Origin of the sequence: Pseudomonas sp. (assembly GCF_030147005.1) — a bacterium.
GTDB lineage: Bacteria > Pseudomonadota > Gammaproteobacteria > Pseudomonadales > Pseudomonadaceae > Aquipseudomonas.
In genome coordinates, this window is the sequence record NZ_JASLAW010000046.1 from 41,674 (window position 1) to 56,965 (window position 15,292).

A 15,292-nucleotide genomic window follows, 5' to 3' on the forward strand; every position below is an offset into this window, starting at 1 on the left:
TACCTCAGTTCAGGGCCGAGCGGCTGATCATGTCGAAGGTCAGATTAATCAGCTGGATCAACTCCACGCCAATCCAGCGCCCGGTCATGATCAGCGTGATGCCCACCGCCATCAACTTGATGCCAAAGGGCAGCGTCTGGTCCTGAACCTGCATCAGCGCCTGTACCAGCGACGTCATGACACCCACCACTACCGCCACAATCAATGGCGGCGCCGACAGCACCACTACCAGCAACATGCCTTGCTTGAACAATACGATCGGTTCCATAAGCCACTCAGAGATAGGAAAGGAACAGGCTGTCGAGCAAGCGCGACCAACCGGACACCATAACGAACAACAGCAGTTTGAGCGGCAGGGAGATGGTCATGGGCGAAACCATTTGCATGCCCAGCGCGAGCAGCAGATTGGAGACAATCAGATCGATGACGATGAAGGGGATATAGATCAGGAAGCCGATCTCGAACCCCGCCTGCAATTGCGACAGCACAAAGGCCGGGATCAACAGGATCAAGTCTTCGCGCTGCACCTCTTGCGCCATTTTCGCGGGCCACAGGCGCGCCGTATTTTCCAGCAGGTGCGTGAGCACGTCAGGGTCCACGTTACGCAGCATGAACGCGCGCAACGGCTGAATGGCCTCACGCCCCGTCTGCAGAAACATCGTCAGGCTGCTCGTGTCCAGGGGGGTAACCTTGACGGCCTCGGAGATTTCGAAACCGACCGGCGCCATGATGAACAGCGTGGCCGCCAACGCAATACCGTTGATGGCCATGCTCGGCGGTACCTGCTGAACGCCGATGGCATTGCGGGTGATCATCAACACAATGACAATCTTCAAGAACGATGTGCAGATGATCAACAGCATGGGCATCAGCGACAACGCGGCAACGAATACCGCCAGGATGAGGGGATCTATCCCCTGAAATGTCATCGACCGAACATCACACGGGACAGCTGCAAACCCAGGCGCCCGTCGATTTCCACCAACTGCCCCTGGCCAATAGGCCGGTCACCGTAATAGAGACCGGCCATGCCCGGCGCGTAACCGGCAATGCCCAGCACCGCACCGGGTGCCAGGTTGCGCAACTCGCCCAGGGTCAGGTTCAGCGTGCCGCAGCGCACATTCAAGGCCATGCTCAGCTCATCGAACGGCTCGTGGCCGAACACATCCACCACGGGCTCGTCTTCCTCATCCCCAGGGTAATGGGGGGCTATGAATTCTTCGTCCAAAGACGCGTCCTCGATTGAAGTAAGGGTCAGGCACAACGGCCCGCTGTCATCGTCAATGCGTCCGTGCAGTCGCTGCGTACCAACCTGCAGGTAGCCATCTCCCTGGCCGCGAAAAAACGTCTGCTCAAGAATCAGCACATCACCGGCCCGCAGGCTGCGGGTTTGCTCGATCGATAGCTGCAAACGCCCAAGGGGCACCGCAATGGCCAGTGGAAACGACGCTGGCAGTGGCCGGGCCGTGGCGCGCCATGGCCCGGCAGCGCACAACGCCAGGAAGCTCTCGGGGGCCAGCCACATATACCCCTCGACCCGGGCAGCCCCCAGGGCCACAGTGAGTCGGCAGCCAAACGCCTTGGGGCGCGGGACGTCAAGCAACCGCACATACCCCAACAGTGTTCTTACCTGAGGGCTCAGGTGATGCTGAAACAGTGCCCAGAACCAGGACTCCGGATCGTTGCCGGACGGGGCCAACGTGACCGGGCACTCACCCAACAGACTGAGCAAAGGCCCTGCCTCGGCGAGCGCCAGCACACCACACGAGGTTTCAAAGCACACCACCTCGCCAGTGGCGGGAGCACGGCCCGGCTCGAGCCTTAATTCGCCACGCTGGGCGGCCACCTGAAACGGCAGGCACAGGCCACGCCCCAGTCGATGACGTGCCGCAACCGTGTCGCTTCTGACTGAACGCAAGCTCAACAGCCGCATTATCATGGGCCGCCGACAGTGGGCAGGTGCAGGCTGACCGGCTGCCCCAGCACCATCGCGAATCGATCTTCACACGCTTGCCGCATACCACTGAGCCAGCGCGCCGTCTCGTGCTCTTGCGCCTCCAGGTCAATGCCCCAGGCGCCGTGTTCGCGGCGCACGCGGGCGTTGATTCGTCCCAGGCGAGGCAAGTACAACACCGCCTGAAGCGGCCACTGCGAGGCTGCGTCCATACGCGGCGCCAGTTGTTCGGCAAGCGCCTCGATCATCGCAACACCGTGCGATCCCTTCGTGCCCGACAGCGAAGCCTGCGCACCTGAGCCATCACTGTCATCCGTCCACAGCTGGGCAAATACCCGCATCAACTCCGCGGGCACCATCCCCGCGGTTCCCGGCTCACGATTCTCTCGTGTGTCACCCAGACGTGAACGTTCAGAAGGCTTATCGGAAACCTGGCTCATGTCAGCTCCTGCGTCAGTAAAAGGGATAACTCCTGGAGTTTTTCCACCTGCCGCAAGCATTCGGTGACTTGTTTCTGAGCATTGCCGATGCGGGCCTGCTTTTCTTCCCGCTGCTCATTCAATGCCTCCAACTGCCCTATTTCGCGCAGGGTGTTGGCAGACAACGAACGCTCCTGACTTCCCCAGGATTTCAGGGCCTGCAAGGTAATAACCTGCCCCTGATGCTGGTTGAGCAATTGCGCGCTCTGCCGCGCCTCCTCCTGCCGGGTGCGCTCGAGTGCATCCTGAGCCTGCTGGATATGGGCAAGCAAAGACTGCTGAGCCCGCTTCGCTTCACGCAGCGCACGCTCGGCCCGGTCAGCCCGGTGTCGGCGCAGGCGACGCAGCGTCTCGACTTCACCGAGCAGCACGTCCGAATGGGACATTGGCCGTCAGCTCCTTGAGGTATTCCAGGGTGGTTTCCATCGAGGCGGGCTCACGCAAGTCCTGGCGCAAAAAACCATCGACAGCCTGGCGACTGTCCACGGCCAGGTCGGTCAGCGCGTCGCTGCCAGGCTGGTATTCCCCCAGCTTGAGCATCAGTTCGATCTGCTGATAGGCCGACAGCAGGCGTCGCAAGGCCGTACCCGCGTGGATATCCGCAGGCTCGGCGACGTTGCTCAAGATTCGCGAAAGGCTCGCCAGTACATCCACCGCCGGATAGTGCCCACGCTCGGCCAACTTACGTGACAGCACGATATGCCCGTCCAGGAGCGAGCGAACTTCGTCGGCTACCGGATCGTTCATGGAGTCCTGCTCGATCAGTACGGTATAGATCGCAGTGATCACCCCATCGCGGGTCAACCCCGCGCGTTCTACAAGTCGCGGCAACAGGCTGTACACCGAAGGCGGCAGGCCGCCGCGGCCCAGGGGCTCGCCGGCGGCCAAGCCGATTTCGCGCTGGGCCCGGGCGAAACGGGTCAGGGAGTCAATCAACAGCAATACCCGTTTCCCCTTGCGCCGAAAGCCTTCAGCCAATGCAGTGGCCGTAAAGGCTGCACGTGCCCGCTCCATGCTGGAACGATCGGACGTTGCACACACCAGTACCGCTTTGGAGCGCAGTTGCTCGTCGAGTTCATGATCGAGGAATTCGCGCAGCTCCCGGCCCCGCTCCCCGATCAGGCCGAACACGATGACATCGCAATCAACGTTACGGGCGATCTCGGCCAACAGCGTGGTCTTGCCGCAGCCTGCACCGGCGAACAGGCCTACACGCTGGCCTTCGCCCAGCGTCAGCAAGCCGTCGATCGAACGCACCCCGGTGGCCAGCGCGCGATTGATGCGTGGCCGCTCAGTGGGCAACGGCGCCTCGCACAACACTGCGCTCGAGTCAGACACGTGCGTCTCGACAAACGCACTGGCACCCTCTCCGGTGATCGGCCGGCCAAAACCATCCAGTACCTGACCCAGCAATGCTTCGCTGACCTGCACCCGATGCGAGACCCCGAGACGCTCCACGCCAGCCCCCACCTGCACCCCTTCAAGGTTGCCCAGGGCACTGAGCACGGCATCCTGTTGATCGAAACCGATGATTTCCGCCAGCATGTAGTCGCCTGGCTTTTTTTCTACCTGACACAAATCACCGATGCGCGCCTGAGGCAGCCGGCATTGCAATAACATGCCGTTTACGCGCTGGATCCGCCCCCGCATCGTCACGGGCGAGAAACTGGCCAACGATCCCGCCTGGCGCTTCTGCCAGGCGTCGAGGCGCGCTTGCAGCTCCGCGCTCACCAGCGCACCTCATAACGCTGTACGCCATCGAAGACCACTTTGCTGTTGTCGATCAGCACCAGGCGCAGGCCGTCCACTTCATCACCGACAAACAGTCGGCTCCCCTCCTCCAAAACCACGTGACCATTCGGCCCGCCCACGATCTGCACAATTTTGAAGGGCAGGGCTCCATCACGTGCGCGCACACGACTTATCACCGGCACTGCGCTATCGAACTGCTCGCCAAAACGGCTGAGCATGCGCGCGACCAGCTCCACTTCATCCTGTGAAACGTCGCCACTGAGCGCAACTTGCCCATTGATCACTTGCAAAGTGATCCGCTGGCTCAATTCACGTTCGCTGAGCATTTTCAGCAACTGCTGGCGCACCTCGAACGGCGAGCCCAGTTCAGGCTTTTGAATCACCGGCGACATCAGCGACGCCTGAGCATTGCGCTCTCCGCTGAAGATAATCCCGGCCGCCGCGATGATCACGGCAAACGCGAGTACCAGGCTGAGCAAACGCTTTTGTTGGGACGATGAAATGGCCGACAGTTTCAACGCGAGCGGCGCTTGCACCACCGGTTCGGAGAGTGGCGGTGCCGGCGCGGGAGCCGGGGCCTGCGGCCAAGGCTGATCGGCCGGGCTGACGCACAAGCGAACGCAGCCAATCAAAAAGACCGTATTGAGCGCAAGGTCGCCGATCTGCGCCAACGCTTGCCCACCACTGTCTTTAAGCAGTCCTGCCTCGGCCTGCACCGACCAACAGCCATCGGCCAAACGCAAACGTGCGTGATGCTCGAGAACCCCGGGATCGTTTAACAGCAGATCAGCGTCCGGGTTGGCACCCAGGCTCCACTGTTCACCAAACAACGGCAGCGCAGCGCCCTGATGCAAACCATCCAGCACCCGCAGCTCGAACATCATGGAGCCTCCCTCGAACCGGAACGGAATAAGTTGCTCATGCCGCGGCTCCACGCATCGGTTCGTCCTGACCCAAGTCGAAACGGCCCAACACCTTGACCTTGGAATTGCTGCCCAGCTCGGCGAAAGACATCACCGGCACATGGTTGAATTCATCCAACAACAAAGCGCGCAAGGGACTGCGCAGGTCTTGAGCTACCAGCAGTACGCTCTTGGTTTTCGGCCGCAGCGAAAACGCCTGATTGAGCAGGCCGACCAGGGCGGCACTGCTGTCGTTATCGAGGGCAAAAAACACCCCGCTCTGGGTTTGGCGCAAGGCTTCGCGCAGGATGTTTTCGGTCTGCGGCGACAATAGCCAAGCGTGCAGGCCATCGGGCTCGCTGTACTGGTGGAAAATCTGAGACTTGAGGGCAATACGTGCGTAATCGGCCAGGGCATCCGGTTCGCGTTCATGCTGGCCGTACTCAATCAACGATTCGACGATCAACCGTACGGCACGCAATGGCACGCCCTCGGCCGCCAAGCGCTGCAGTACTGAAGAAAAACGCGAAAGCGGCATGATGCGCTGCAGTTCCTGCACCAATTCCGGCTGGTTGTGCTCAAGCCAACTGAGGATCGACTTGCTTTCCTGGATCCCGAGAAATCGCGGCCCGCTCAGCAGCATTGCCCGCTTCATGCGTTCGATGATCAGGCTCTGGGCACTGAAATATTCGACTTGAGGGTCGTCGAGCAACGGATCGTCCGGGGCGAGCCACAACCAGTCCGCTTCGTCGCGCTCAGACAGCCCTCTTTGCCCACGGTCCGGAGGCTGCGCCAGGGAGGCATACTCCACCGCCACCCGGTCGCTGAGGGTTGCCGTCACGACCGGTACTTCATGCACGCAAAAGCGCATCTCATCGGCAGCCAGCGACTCATTGAACTCGGCTTCGAACGGCGGCAGCGTCAAACCGATATTGGCGACCAGTGCATTTCGGGCCTGACGAATCTTTTGAACGATGTCGATGACCTCGGGGGCCCCGTACATCTGACTGTTGAATTGCAGCAGATAGGGCCGTGACGGGTCGAAGCCACGCAGGTCTTCATTACCGTTCTCTTCCGGACGTACCGCTTTCTGGTCCGGCGCCTCAGGGGCGTCCTCGCGCTGACGCTGGCGCATAAGGTAGTAACCCAGGGTGCCGGTCATCAGCGAAATCAGAATGAACACCACGGTGGGCATGCCCGGAAGCGCGGCAAAGGCCAACATGCCCACCGACGCGATCATCCAGCTCTTGGGTTCGCTGGTCATCTGCCGGGCTATTTCGGCGCCCATGTTGCTGACGCCCTTGCGCCCGTCCGGCGCCACTCGGGTAATGATCATGCCCGCAGTCAGGGAGATCAGCAGCGCGGGGATCTGCGCGATCAGGCCGTCACCGATGGTCAGTACCGAATACAACGCGATCGACTCACCCGCGCTCATCCCATGCTGGAACATGCCGGTAGAAAAGCCCCCCAGCAGGTTGATGACCACGATGATCAAACCGGCAATGGCGTCGCCCTTGACGAACTTCATGGCCCCGTCCATGGCACCGAACAGCTGGCTTTCACGGGATAACTGCTCACGCTTGTCCCGTGCCTGCACACCGTCGATCAACCCGGCGCGCAAGTCGCTATCGATCGACATCTGCTTGCCCGGCATCGCGTCCAGACTGAAGCGGGCAGCCACTTCGGCGACCCGCTCCGAACCTTTAGTGATCACCAGGAAGTTGACGATGGTCAGGATCATGAAAATCACCAGACCCACCGCCAGGTTGCCGCCCACCACGAAATTACCGAATGCTTCCACAATGTCGCCCGCGTCCTGCTCCAGCAGAATCAAGCGCGTGGTGGCGATCGACAGGGCCAGGCGAAACATGGTGGTCAGCAGCAAAATCGATGGAAACGACGAGAACGCCAACGGCCCTGGGAGATAGAGCGCCAGTACGATCAATAAGCAGGAAATACAGATATTCAATGCGATCAGGATGTCCACCAGCCAAGTGGGCAGCGGCACAATGAAGATAAACACGATGGCCATGACCACCACCGCGCCGAGCACTTCGGCACGCCGCGCCACCTTGAGCAGTACGCCATTGATCGATGACAGCAGTGTCACCCGAACGTCCTCGTCTCGCCGGCAAACTTCAGGTGGCCGCGCTCTTCGCGGGCCCACTCAAGCATGACGTCCTTGAAAGCTTTCACGGCAGAAGCCTGGGATTGAGCATCAAGCCACCAGGCCCTGGGGAGTGCTTTTATTTCCGTGGACAATTCATTGAGCGACCGCAGCCGGGCGGCAAGCAGCGCACCCCCAAATTCGCTGGCCAGCCTTTGCACCTCGGCCGCATCGATACCGGTACTGGCGTAACCTAGAAAACGCTGCAGCAAACTCACCGGGTCGTGATCGACGTTCAGGCGCAGGATCAACGCCTCGCAATTGCCCAACACCGAACGTAATTCACGACACTCCGCCAAGCCCTTTAGCAACAGACGCAATTTTTCCGTGGGCACAGACTGCGTGTGCGCCGCGATATCGCCGTTCAGCGCCTGAGTCATCAGGTCAACGCCTTTGGAAAACTCCGTTAAGCCGTACATCTTTAACAGCGTTTGCAGCATCAACGCCAAGGATTGGCGAACGACCACGGAGGCGTAATAAAGCGCGCGCACATCCTGACGCTCCTGCGGGTCGGCGCTGGCTTCTTTCAACGCCAAGGCGATGTTCAGACCTGCCTGGATCGACCCGCCGAAATCCCGCTTCAGCTCTTTCAGGGCTGCGCGTGCCAGCCCCTCTTCCACCGCTAACCCATGGGTTGTCGCTTCGTTGGCGATGAACTGAAGCACCACGAAGGCGCGCGCGGGGTCACTGTCGGCCAGGCTCACCAGTTTTTCGACAGTGGGCTTGCGCAGCAACTCGAACCGAAGCCGACGAACGACGGTTTCCAGCGTGGCTTGGCCGGGGTGACCGAGTTGTTCGTAAAGCTGCACGAGTTCCGCCACAGGCGAAACTTTTGCGCCAATGGATCGCCGGCCCAGGGCCTGCGCGTTGAGCGCCACTTCTTCGCTGAAAATCTGCGCAATGTCATCTAAGCCCTGCGAACGAACTGGCGTCTCGACAGTGCTCACAATGGGCTTGTCCGCAGGTTGGATCTGCTGCACATCGTTGAAGGATTCGACTTTCATGGGCGGGCCAGAATGGGAAGTTTGTGTCCCTATGTGGCTAGCCTTTGCGATTCAGTTCCATCAAGACGTTTCACTGCGACGGCTGTGAAAATACCTGCACACCTACATCGCAGTCTTTGCAAATTACGGCAAAAAGAAGCCTCATAAAAATATATATATTTATATAAATCAATTAGTTATGTGTTTTTCCCATTTGGCACAGCCAGTGCAAAAGGGGTCCCTATCGAAACCATTTCGATAGAGCCCTCCCGGAGGAAAAGCAACATGAAAATACCTATTGGTGATCTCGCTCACCTCGTCGGCAGTTCGCCTCAGTTCATGGTCCAACTGACGGACGACCAGCAAAAGAAACTGCGACGCTTCATCCATAAACGCGTACTCAACCCCGAAGATGCGGACGACCTTCTGCAATTGACCTACCTGGAAGCATGGCGCAACAGGGAGCGTTTCAGCGGCCAGGCCACCCTCAGCACGTGGATGTGCGGGATTGCTCAGAACTTGATCCGCAACCACTTCAGACGCATGTATTCCAAGCCCGTGCATTGCGAGTTCGATGAATCGTTGTGGCATGGCCAGGAAGAACGCAACAGCCTGGACTGGGAGTTTGAAGTCAACCGACGCCTGGAAAAAACCCTGAGCGCCATCGACCATCTGCCCGTGGAAATGCGCAAAACGCTCTACGCTTCGCTCGAGACCGATGGTAGCTACCAGGACACCGCCGATGCGTTGGACATCCCCATCGGCACGGTACGCTCACGCTTGTCGCGCGCGCGCGAACAGCTTAAACGCGTGACTCACAACCCTTTGTTGCCTTAAACACCGCTATAGAAAAACCGTTGGGCAAAAAGGATATCTGCCCAACGCGATCGACTCTTTACGCGCGCCGCGGCAAAAGACCCGCAGCCTGAAGATCGCCCCGCCGCACCCCGCCACTCGTCGCGATCTAGCCTGTTTTACGTTAAACAGTTGAAAGCGTAGAAAAAAACTTAACAAAACCCCTTGACGCATTCCCGTTCTACGCGAATAATGCGCGCCACTTGGCTACATAGCTCAGTTGGTTAGAGCATAGCATTCATAATGCTGGGGTCCGGGGTTCAAGTCCCTGTGTAGCCACCAAGTACTAAAAACGGCTTACCGAAAGGTAGGCCGTTTTTTTATGCCCGCAGGAAAGTACCGCTGAGGTATGCGCTCAAAAATACGCTCCATCTGTATTTTGACGCCCTTCACACCCACTGTTAGTGTCCGGCCTCCCTCACCACGGAGTGCTCCCGATGCAACTGGACATCTACCAAGTCGACGCCTTCAGTGAACATGCTTTTGGCGGCAACCCGGCGGCGGTCTGCCCGCTCAGCGAGTGGCTGAGCGACGAGCAGCTGCAACATATCGCCGCTGAAAACAATCTTTCGGAAACCGCGTTTTTCGTACCCGTTGGTGACGGTTATGAATTGCGCTGGTTTACCCCGCAAGTCGAAGTCGACCTGTGCGGCCACGCCACATTGGCAGCGGCGTGGGTGTTGATTCACAAGTTGACGGGCGCGCCTTCAGTGTTGCGCTTTGCCACGCGCAGCGGCGAGCTTCGGGTGACGCGCAATGGCGACGAGTTGGCGATGGATTTTCCGGCCAAACAACCTGAACGCTGCGAGCCGCCGAGTGGCATGTTGAGCGCACTCGGCCTTGAACACGCAGAGGTGTTCGGCACCGATGACTACATCGTGCTGGTGGAAGATGAAGCGCAGGTGGCCGCGCTTACACCGGATTTCGCGCGGCTCAGGGGCCTGCTAAAGCGTGGGATTGCAGTCACCGCCAAAAGCACGCGGTTTGATTTTGTTTCGCGCTGGTTCGGCCCGAATGTAGGGGTCGATGAAGACCCGGTGACTGGCTCGGCCCATACATCGCTGGCGCCGTTCTGGGCCGAGCGCCTGGGCAAGTCGCAATTGAGCGCTGAGCAAGGGGGTAAGCGCAGGGGCCAGTTGCGCTGTGAGCTTCAGGGTGACCGGGTGATTATTGCCGGTAAGGCGGTGCTCTATATGCAGGGCGTGCTTTACCTTTAAAAAACGACTTGCCCGAAGGCAAGCTGCTTTTTTTACCCTGCGGCTTGCCTTGACGCGTTGGAAGCTGGCGCCCTAATGCGCTGGTCCGCCAGGTCAATCGTCAGCTTGTGGCGAGGCAGGTCGCTCAACGTATCATTCAAGTTCATCCGCATTCACCCCGTACTCGACGTCGACCTGCTTTCGCGTATGACTGAGTACGGCGCAGCTGGAAAAACCGGAAAAACCAGTCAACCCGCCCCACCCCTCATCTACTGCGCTAAAGTCTGCCGACAGGAAGACCAGATCATTCTCAAAATGAACGGAGTTCAGCGTGCTTTTTATTTCCCGCCGTCAACTGTCCCTAGTGGCCATCACGCTCGCCCTGGCCGGCTGCCACACCAAGATCAATGAACAACCGCCCGCACCGGAGTTGGGTTCGGGCTATCGCACCGATCTCACCCCCCGCCACGCCGAGCGCCATATGGCTGCCGCCGCCAACCCGCTGGCCGCCGAAGCCGGGCGCGAGATATTGCGCCAGGGCGGCTCGGCAATCGACGCGGCGATCGCCATGCAAGCGGTGCTGACGCTGGTGGAGCCGCAGTCCTCCGGCATCGGCGGAGGCGCATTTATCATGCTGTGGGACGGCAAAAACGTGCACGCCTATGACGGCCGTGAAACGGCGCCGGCCGGGGCGACAGAGCGGTTGTTCCTGAACGCCGACGGTACGCCAATGGCATTCACCGATGCCCAGATTGGCGGGCGTTCGGTGGGCACGCCGGGGGTGTTGCGGGCACTGGAAATGGCGCACAGGAAGAACGGCCGTTTGCAGTGGGCCAAGCTGTTCGAACCGGCGATTCGCTTGTCCGAACAGGGCTTCGCGATCTCGCCGCGCTTGCACAGTTTGATCGCTGCGGACCGCTTCATCGCGCAATCGCCGGACATGGCCGCTTACTTTCTGAATGCCGACGGGTCGCCAAAAGCCACCGGCACGCTGTTGAAAAACCCGGCGCTGGCGAAGGTGTTCAAACGCATCGCCAAGGAAGGGCCGGACGCGCTGTACCAAGGCCCGATTGCCGATGAAATCGCACGCAAAGTGCAGGGCAATCGTAATGCCGGCAGCTTGACCCAGGCCGACCTCCAGGGCTACGCCGCCAAGGAACGCGCGCCGCTATGTACCGACTACAAACAATGGAAGGTGTGTGGCATGCCGCCGCCATCGTCAGGTGGGATCGCCGTCGCGCAAATCCTCGGCACGTTGCAAGCGTTGGAAACGCGCGACCCACGCCTGGCCATCGCGCCGATGACGCCGATCCGGAGCACCTCGCCGGCAGGGCTGGAACCCACGCCGCAAGCCGTGCACCTGATCGCCGAAGCCGGGCGCCTGGCCTTCGCTGACCGCGCACTTTACGTGGCCGATGCGGACTTCACGCCGGTGCCGGTTGCCGGCCTCGTCGCGCCCGATTATCTGGCCCAGCGCGCGGCACTGATCGGTGAACGCAGCATGGGTGTTGCCAAGCCAGGCCAACCGGCGGGCCTGCAGCTAGCCTACGCGCCAGACCGTTCGCCGTTGCGCATCTCCACCTCGCAAGTGGTGGCCGTGGATGACCAGGGCGGCGCAGTCTCGATGACCACCACGGTGGAAGCGGCGTTCGGCTCGCATTTAATGGTCCAGGGCTTTTTGCTCAATAACCAGATGACCGACTTCTCGTTCATCCCCGAAGAAAACGGCCAGCCCGTCGCCAACCGTGTGCAGCCCGGCAAGCGTCCGCGTTCGGCGATGGCACCGACACTGGTGTTCGATCGCCATAGCGGTGAATTGCTGGCCACGGTGGGGTCGCCGGGCGGCTCGCAGATCATCGAATACGTGAGCAAGTCACTGGTGGCCATGCTCGATTGGAAACTCGATCCGCAAGCGGCCATCGGCCTGCCCAATTTCGGCAGCCGCAACGGCGCGACCGAACTGGAAGCCGGGTTGTTCAGCCCGGGCGTGAAACAGGCGTTGAAGAATCAAGGCCATGAGCTGAGCGAAATCGATATGACCAGCGGCGTCCAGGCGATCATTCGAACACGTGATGCTCAGGGCAAGGTGACACTCAGCGGCGGCGCCGACCCGCGACGCGAAGGCGAAGCACTGGGCGACTGATCCGCCCTGCGTGGCGAGGGCGCCTGCTCCCTCGCCACGCAGGGCGACTCAGCGGTTGATCTTCAAACCCTTGCGCCCTGCATGCCGTTCCAGCGCCAGCTCGATCAAGCGGCTTACCAGTTCGCTATAACTCATGCCCGCCGCCTGCCACAACTTGGGGTACATGCTGATGCGGGTAAAACCGGGCAGTGAGTTGATTTCGTTGATCAGCACTTCGCCGTCGTCGGTGAGGAACACATCGACCCGCGCCAACCCTGCGCACCCCAACACCTCGAACGCCTCGATCGCCAGGCCGCGAATCTTCTCGCTGGCCTCATGGCTGATAGGCGCCGGCACCACGACCTGGGCGGCATCGGCGTCGATGTATTTGCTGTCATAGGAATAGAACCCGCTGCTGACCACGATCTCGCCGCAACCGCTCGCGATGGGGTGCTCATTGCCCAACACCGCGCATTCGATTTCGCGGCCTTGAACGGCGGCTTCAACCAGCACTTTTTCATCGAAACCCAAGGCCAGTTCGACTGCGCTGTGGTATTGGGCCTCGCTGTCGACTTTGCTGACGCCCACGGAAGACCCCTGGTTGGCGGGCTTGACGAACATCGGCAAACCGAGCTTGCCCACGGCCGTCGCAAAGGACGTGCGCGCCGCGTTGCTGCGAGTCAGCGTAATGAACGGGGTGACGGCAATACCGGCGTCGCGCAACAGGCGTTTGCTGATGTCCTTGTCCATGCAGACTGCCGAGCCGAGCACGTCGGAGCCGACGAAGGGCAGGTCAGCCATGCGCAGCATGCCTTGCAGGCAACCGTCTTCGCCGAGGGTGCCGTGGACGATGGGAAAGATCACGTCGATGTGTTCGAGCAAGCCCTGGCCGGACGTCTCAACCACCTGCTGGCTGGCTTTGCCGGGCACCACCGCCAGTTCACGGTTGGACTGGTTGAGGGCAATCAAGGCCGGGTTTTCCTGGTTGATCAGGAAGTTGGAGGTGTCATTAAGATGCCAGTGCCCGGCCTTGTCGATACCGATCAGGATCGGCTCGTAGCGCGAACGGTCAAGGGCGTCGACGATGTTGCGCGCCGATTGCAACGACACTTCGTGCTCGGCCGAACGGCCGCCAAAAATAATCCCTACCCGCACCTTGCTCATGAACCGTCCTCACTATTGAAAGTAGCTTCTTACCACGGCCGATCAGCGATTCGCCACCAGATGTGCACCGAACAGAACGTAGCAACCCCCGGAAAAACGATCGAGCCATTTACGCGAACGGCTGTAAAGATTGGCCATGCGCTCGCTGGAAAACACCAGCGCCACACTGGCGTACCAACTGAACGACAACGTCGCCATGGTAATCACCGCCAAGGTCAGCAACATCGGCGAAGGCGACGGCGGCATGGTGGAGGCGAAGACAGTGGCGACGAACAGCGCCGCCTTGGGGTTGGACAGGTTGCCCAGCAGCCCCAGGCGCCAGGCGGAAAACAGCGAGCGCCGCACCTGATCCGGCAATGGGCTCCGGCCCATGCTGGGTGCCGAGCGCTTGAACAATTTCAGCCCCAGATAAATCAGGTAGCAGCCACCGATGATCTTGAACGCCAGATACAACATGGGCGCGGCAGTAAACAGCGACTTGATCCCCAGCCCACCCGCCAACCCCCACAGGATCGTACCGGTGGCCACGCCCGCCGAAGCCACTACCCCATGGCGTCGCGAACAGCTGGCGGCCAGTTGGGCGGTGTTGAAGAAGTTGGGCCCGGGCGTGACCACCGCCACGGTCCACAGCAGGGCCAACGAGACCAGCGGCGCCACATAGGCGCTGTTGAGCAGTTCCATCGCAGCGTCCTCAGCGTGATACGCAAGCCTGGATCATAGGCCTGGCCGAACACCTGCACAATCGTACAAGACCTGCGCAGACAAGGCATACAGACTGGGTTAACGTGTTTCCAACTCCTTTTGTGACAAGTCACCATGGGCAACCCTACCCACACCCTCGACTGGCTGCACCGCGCCCCGCACGCCAGCGGCCTGGACCGTATCGAAGCCTACTTTGCCGGCTTCGCGTTCGACCCTCATCGCCATGACACCTACGCCATCGGACGCACGCTGTTCGGCGTGCAGAGTTTTCATTATCGCGGCGGTATGACCCATAGCTTGCCCGGCACCACCATGGTGATTCATCCCGATGAAACCCATGACGGCCGTGCGGGCAGTGCGGAGGGCTTCAAGTACCGGATGATTTACGTGCAGCCGGCGCTGATCCAGCAGATCCTCGGCGGCAAGCCGTTGCCCTTCATACCTGGCGGGGTGTCCACCGACCCTCGGCTGCATCGCGCCAGCGAAGTGTTGCTGCAAAGCCTGGATTGCCCGATCGACCCGATGCAAGAACAGGACGCGATGTTCGACCTGGCCCAGGCGCTGAGCGATGCGTGCGGGGCAATCGTCAGCCGCAAATCCTTCGACTACATCGCCGCCGAGCGCGCCCGGGAATTTATCCACAGCGCCCTGGGCCGCACCATCACCCTGGATGAAATAGCCGACCATGCCGAGCGCGACCGCTGGGCGTTGTCGCGGGACTTCCGCTTGCTGTTCGGCACCAGCCCCTACCGCTACCTGACCATGCGTCGGCTGGACCTGGTGCGCCAATTGTTGGCCCAGGGCCAATCGTTGGTGGACGCGGCGATGACCGCCGGGTTCACCGACCAAAGCCACATGACCCGGCAGTTTCGCAGTACCTACGGCATGCCGCCGTCGCGCTGGGTGAAAATGCTCGGGCGCTGAGTTGCCGGCCCCCAAATCGGTGTCGGATTACGGGCACACCGGGCATGTGCGGGACAACCAGCGTCCTGATCGGCTGCAGGCCGTCACGGGAG

The 15,292-nt window shown here is 60.6% G+C and carries 15 protein-coding genes and 1 tRNA gene; 5 read left to right on the top strand and 11 right to left on the bottom strand.

All coding sequences use genetic code 11. The features are described from left to right. Window positions 1–4: 4 nt before the first annotated feature. Genes sctS through Q1V60_RS03940 form a run of 9 tightly spaced genes read right to left on the bottom strand, consistent with a single transcriptional unit; the run spans window position 5 to window position 8,258 of the window. The gene (sctS, locus tag Q1V60_RS03900; RefSeq protein WP_300627581.1) at window positions 5–268 is read right to left on the bottom strand and encodes a type III secretion system export apparatus subunit SctS; all 264 of its coding nucleotides are present in this window, start codon (window positions 266–268) and stop codon (window positions 5–7) included. A gap of 7 nt (window positions 269–275) precedes the next feature. Beyond that, a complete protein-coding gene (sctR, locus tag Q1V60_RS03905; protein WP_300627583.1) occupies window positions 276–929 on the bottom strand; it encodes a type III secretion system export apparatus subunit SctR in 654 nt (217 codons plus the stop codon). After that, window positions 926–1,939, bottom strand: a complete 1,014-nt coding sequence (locus tag Q1V60_RS03910) for a FliM/FliN family flagellar motor switch protein (protein WP_300627584.1) — start codon at window positions 1,937–1,939, stop codon at window positions 926–928. Before Q1V60_RS03910 ends, sctR begins: the two co-directional genes overlap by 4 nt. Continuing rightward, entirely contained in the window at window positions 1,936–2,394 is a 459-nt protein-coding gene (locus tag Q1V60_RS03915; protein ID WP_300627585.1) for a type III secretion system HrpP C-terminal domain-containing protein, read from the bottom strand. Before Q1V60_RS03915 ends, Q1V60_RS03910 begins: the two co-directional genes overlap by 4 nt. Continuing rightward, the gene (locus Q1V60_RS03920) at window positions 2,391–2,819 is read right to left on the bottom strand and encodes a YscO family type III secretion system apparatus protein (RefSeq protein WP_300627586.1); all 429 of its coding nucleotides are present in this window, start codon (window positions 2,817–2,819) and stop codon (window positions 2,391–2,393) included. Before Q1V60_RS03920 ends, Q1V60_RS03915 begins: the two co-directional genes overlap by 4 nt. Further along, the gene (locus Q1V60_RS03925; protein WP_300627587.1) at window positions 2,791–4,164 is read right to left on the bottom strand and encodes a FliI/YscN family ATPase; all 1,374 of its coding nucleotides are present in this window, start codon (window positions 4,162–4,164) and stop codon (window positions 2,791–2,793) included. The genes Q1V60_RS03920 and Q1V60_RS03925 overlap by 29 nt, the downstream gene beginning before the upstream one ends. Further along, window positions 4,161–5,066, bottom strand: a complete 906-nt coding sequence (locus tag Q1V60_RS03930; RefSeq protein ID WP_300627619.1) for an FHA domain-containing protein — start codon at window positions 5,064–5,066, stop codon at window positions 4,161–4,163. Before Q1V60_RS03930 ends, Q1V60_RS03925 begins: the two co-directional genes overlap by 4 nt. A gap of 37 nt (window positions 5,067–5,103) precedes the next feature. After that, window positions 5,104–7,197 (bottom strand): type III secretion system export apparatus subunit SctV, encoded by a 2,094-nt coding sequence (sctV, locus tag Q1V60_RS03935; RefSeq protein ID WP_300627588.1) that lies wholly within the window; start codon window positions 7,195–7,197, stop codon window positions 5,104–5,106. Continuing rightward, the gene (locus Q1V60_RS03940) at window positions 7,194–8,258 is read right to left on the bottom strand and encodes an HrpJ domain-containing protein (protein WP_300627589.1); all 1,065 of its coding nucleotides are present in this window, start codon (window positions 8,256–8,258) and stop codon (window positions 7,194–7,196) included. Before Q1V60_RS03940 ends, sctV begins: the two co-directional genes overlap by 4 nt. Before the next feature lie 264 nt (window positions 8,259–8,522). Here Q1V60_RS03940 and Q1V60_RS03945 point away from each other — a divergent pair, with 264 nt between their 5' ends. From Q1V60_RS03945 to ggt, 4 genes are all read left to right on the top strand, one after another. Beyond that, window positions 8,523–9,074, top strand: a complete 552-nt coding sequence (locus tag Q1V60_RS03945) for an RNA polymerase sigma factor (protein ID WP_300627591.1) — start codon at window positions 8,523–8,525, stop codon at window positions 9,072–9,074. 223 nt (window positions 9,075–9,297) lie between these two features. Next, window positions 9,298–9,374 (top strand) — tRNA-Met (locus Q1V60_RS03950). Between the two features lie 155 nt (window positions 9,375–9,529). Then, complete coding sequence (locus Q1V60_RS03955) at window positions 9,530–10,309, top strand: PhzF family phenazine biosynthesis protein (RefSeq protein WP_300627593.1); 780 nt, start codon at window positions 9,530–9,532, stop codon at window positions 10,307–10,309. A 310-nt stretch (window positions 10,310–10,619) separates the two neighbouring features. Then, window positions 10,620–12,431 carry a gamma-glutamyltransferase gene (gene ggt, locus Q1V60_RS03960; RefSeq protein ID WP_300627594.1) on the top strand — a complete coding sequence of 604 codons (1,812 nt, stop codon included), beginning with the start codon at window positions 10,620–10,622 and terminating at the stop codon, window positions 12,429–12,431. A 48-nt stretch (window positions 12,432–12,479) separates the two neighbouring features. Here the strand turns inward: ggt and ddlA are convergent, their stop codons facing one another. Both ddlA and Q1V60_RS03970 read right to left on the bottom strand, forming a co-directional pair. Continuing rightward, the gene (gene ddlA / locus Q1V60_RS03965) at window positions 12,480–13,574 is read right to left on the bottom strand and encodes a D-alanine--D-alanine ligase (RefSeq protein ID WP_300627595.1); all 1,095 of its coding nucleotides are present in this window, start codon (window positions 13,572–13,574) and stop codon (window positions 12,480–12,482) included. Between the two features lie 42 nt (window positions 13,575–13,616). Continuing rightward, entirely contained in the window at window positions 13,617–14,255 is a 639-nt protein-coding gene (locus tag Q1V60_RS03970) for a LysE family transporter (RefSeq protein ID WP_300627596.1), read from the bottom strand. Window positions 14,256–14,390: 135 nt separating this feature from the next. On the opposite strand from Q1V60_RS03970, the gene Q1V60_RS03975 reads away from it, so the two are divergent. Continuing rightward, window positions 14,391–15,200 (top strand): AraC family transcriptional regulator, encoded by an 810-nt coding sequence (locus Q1V60_RS03975; protein WP_300627598.1) that lies wholly within the window; start codon window positions 14,391–14,393, stop codon window positions 15,198–15,200. Window positions 15,201–15,292: the final 92 nt, after the last annotated feature.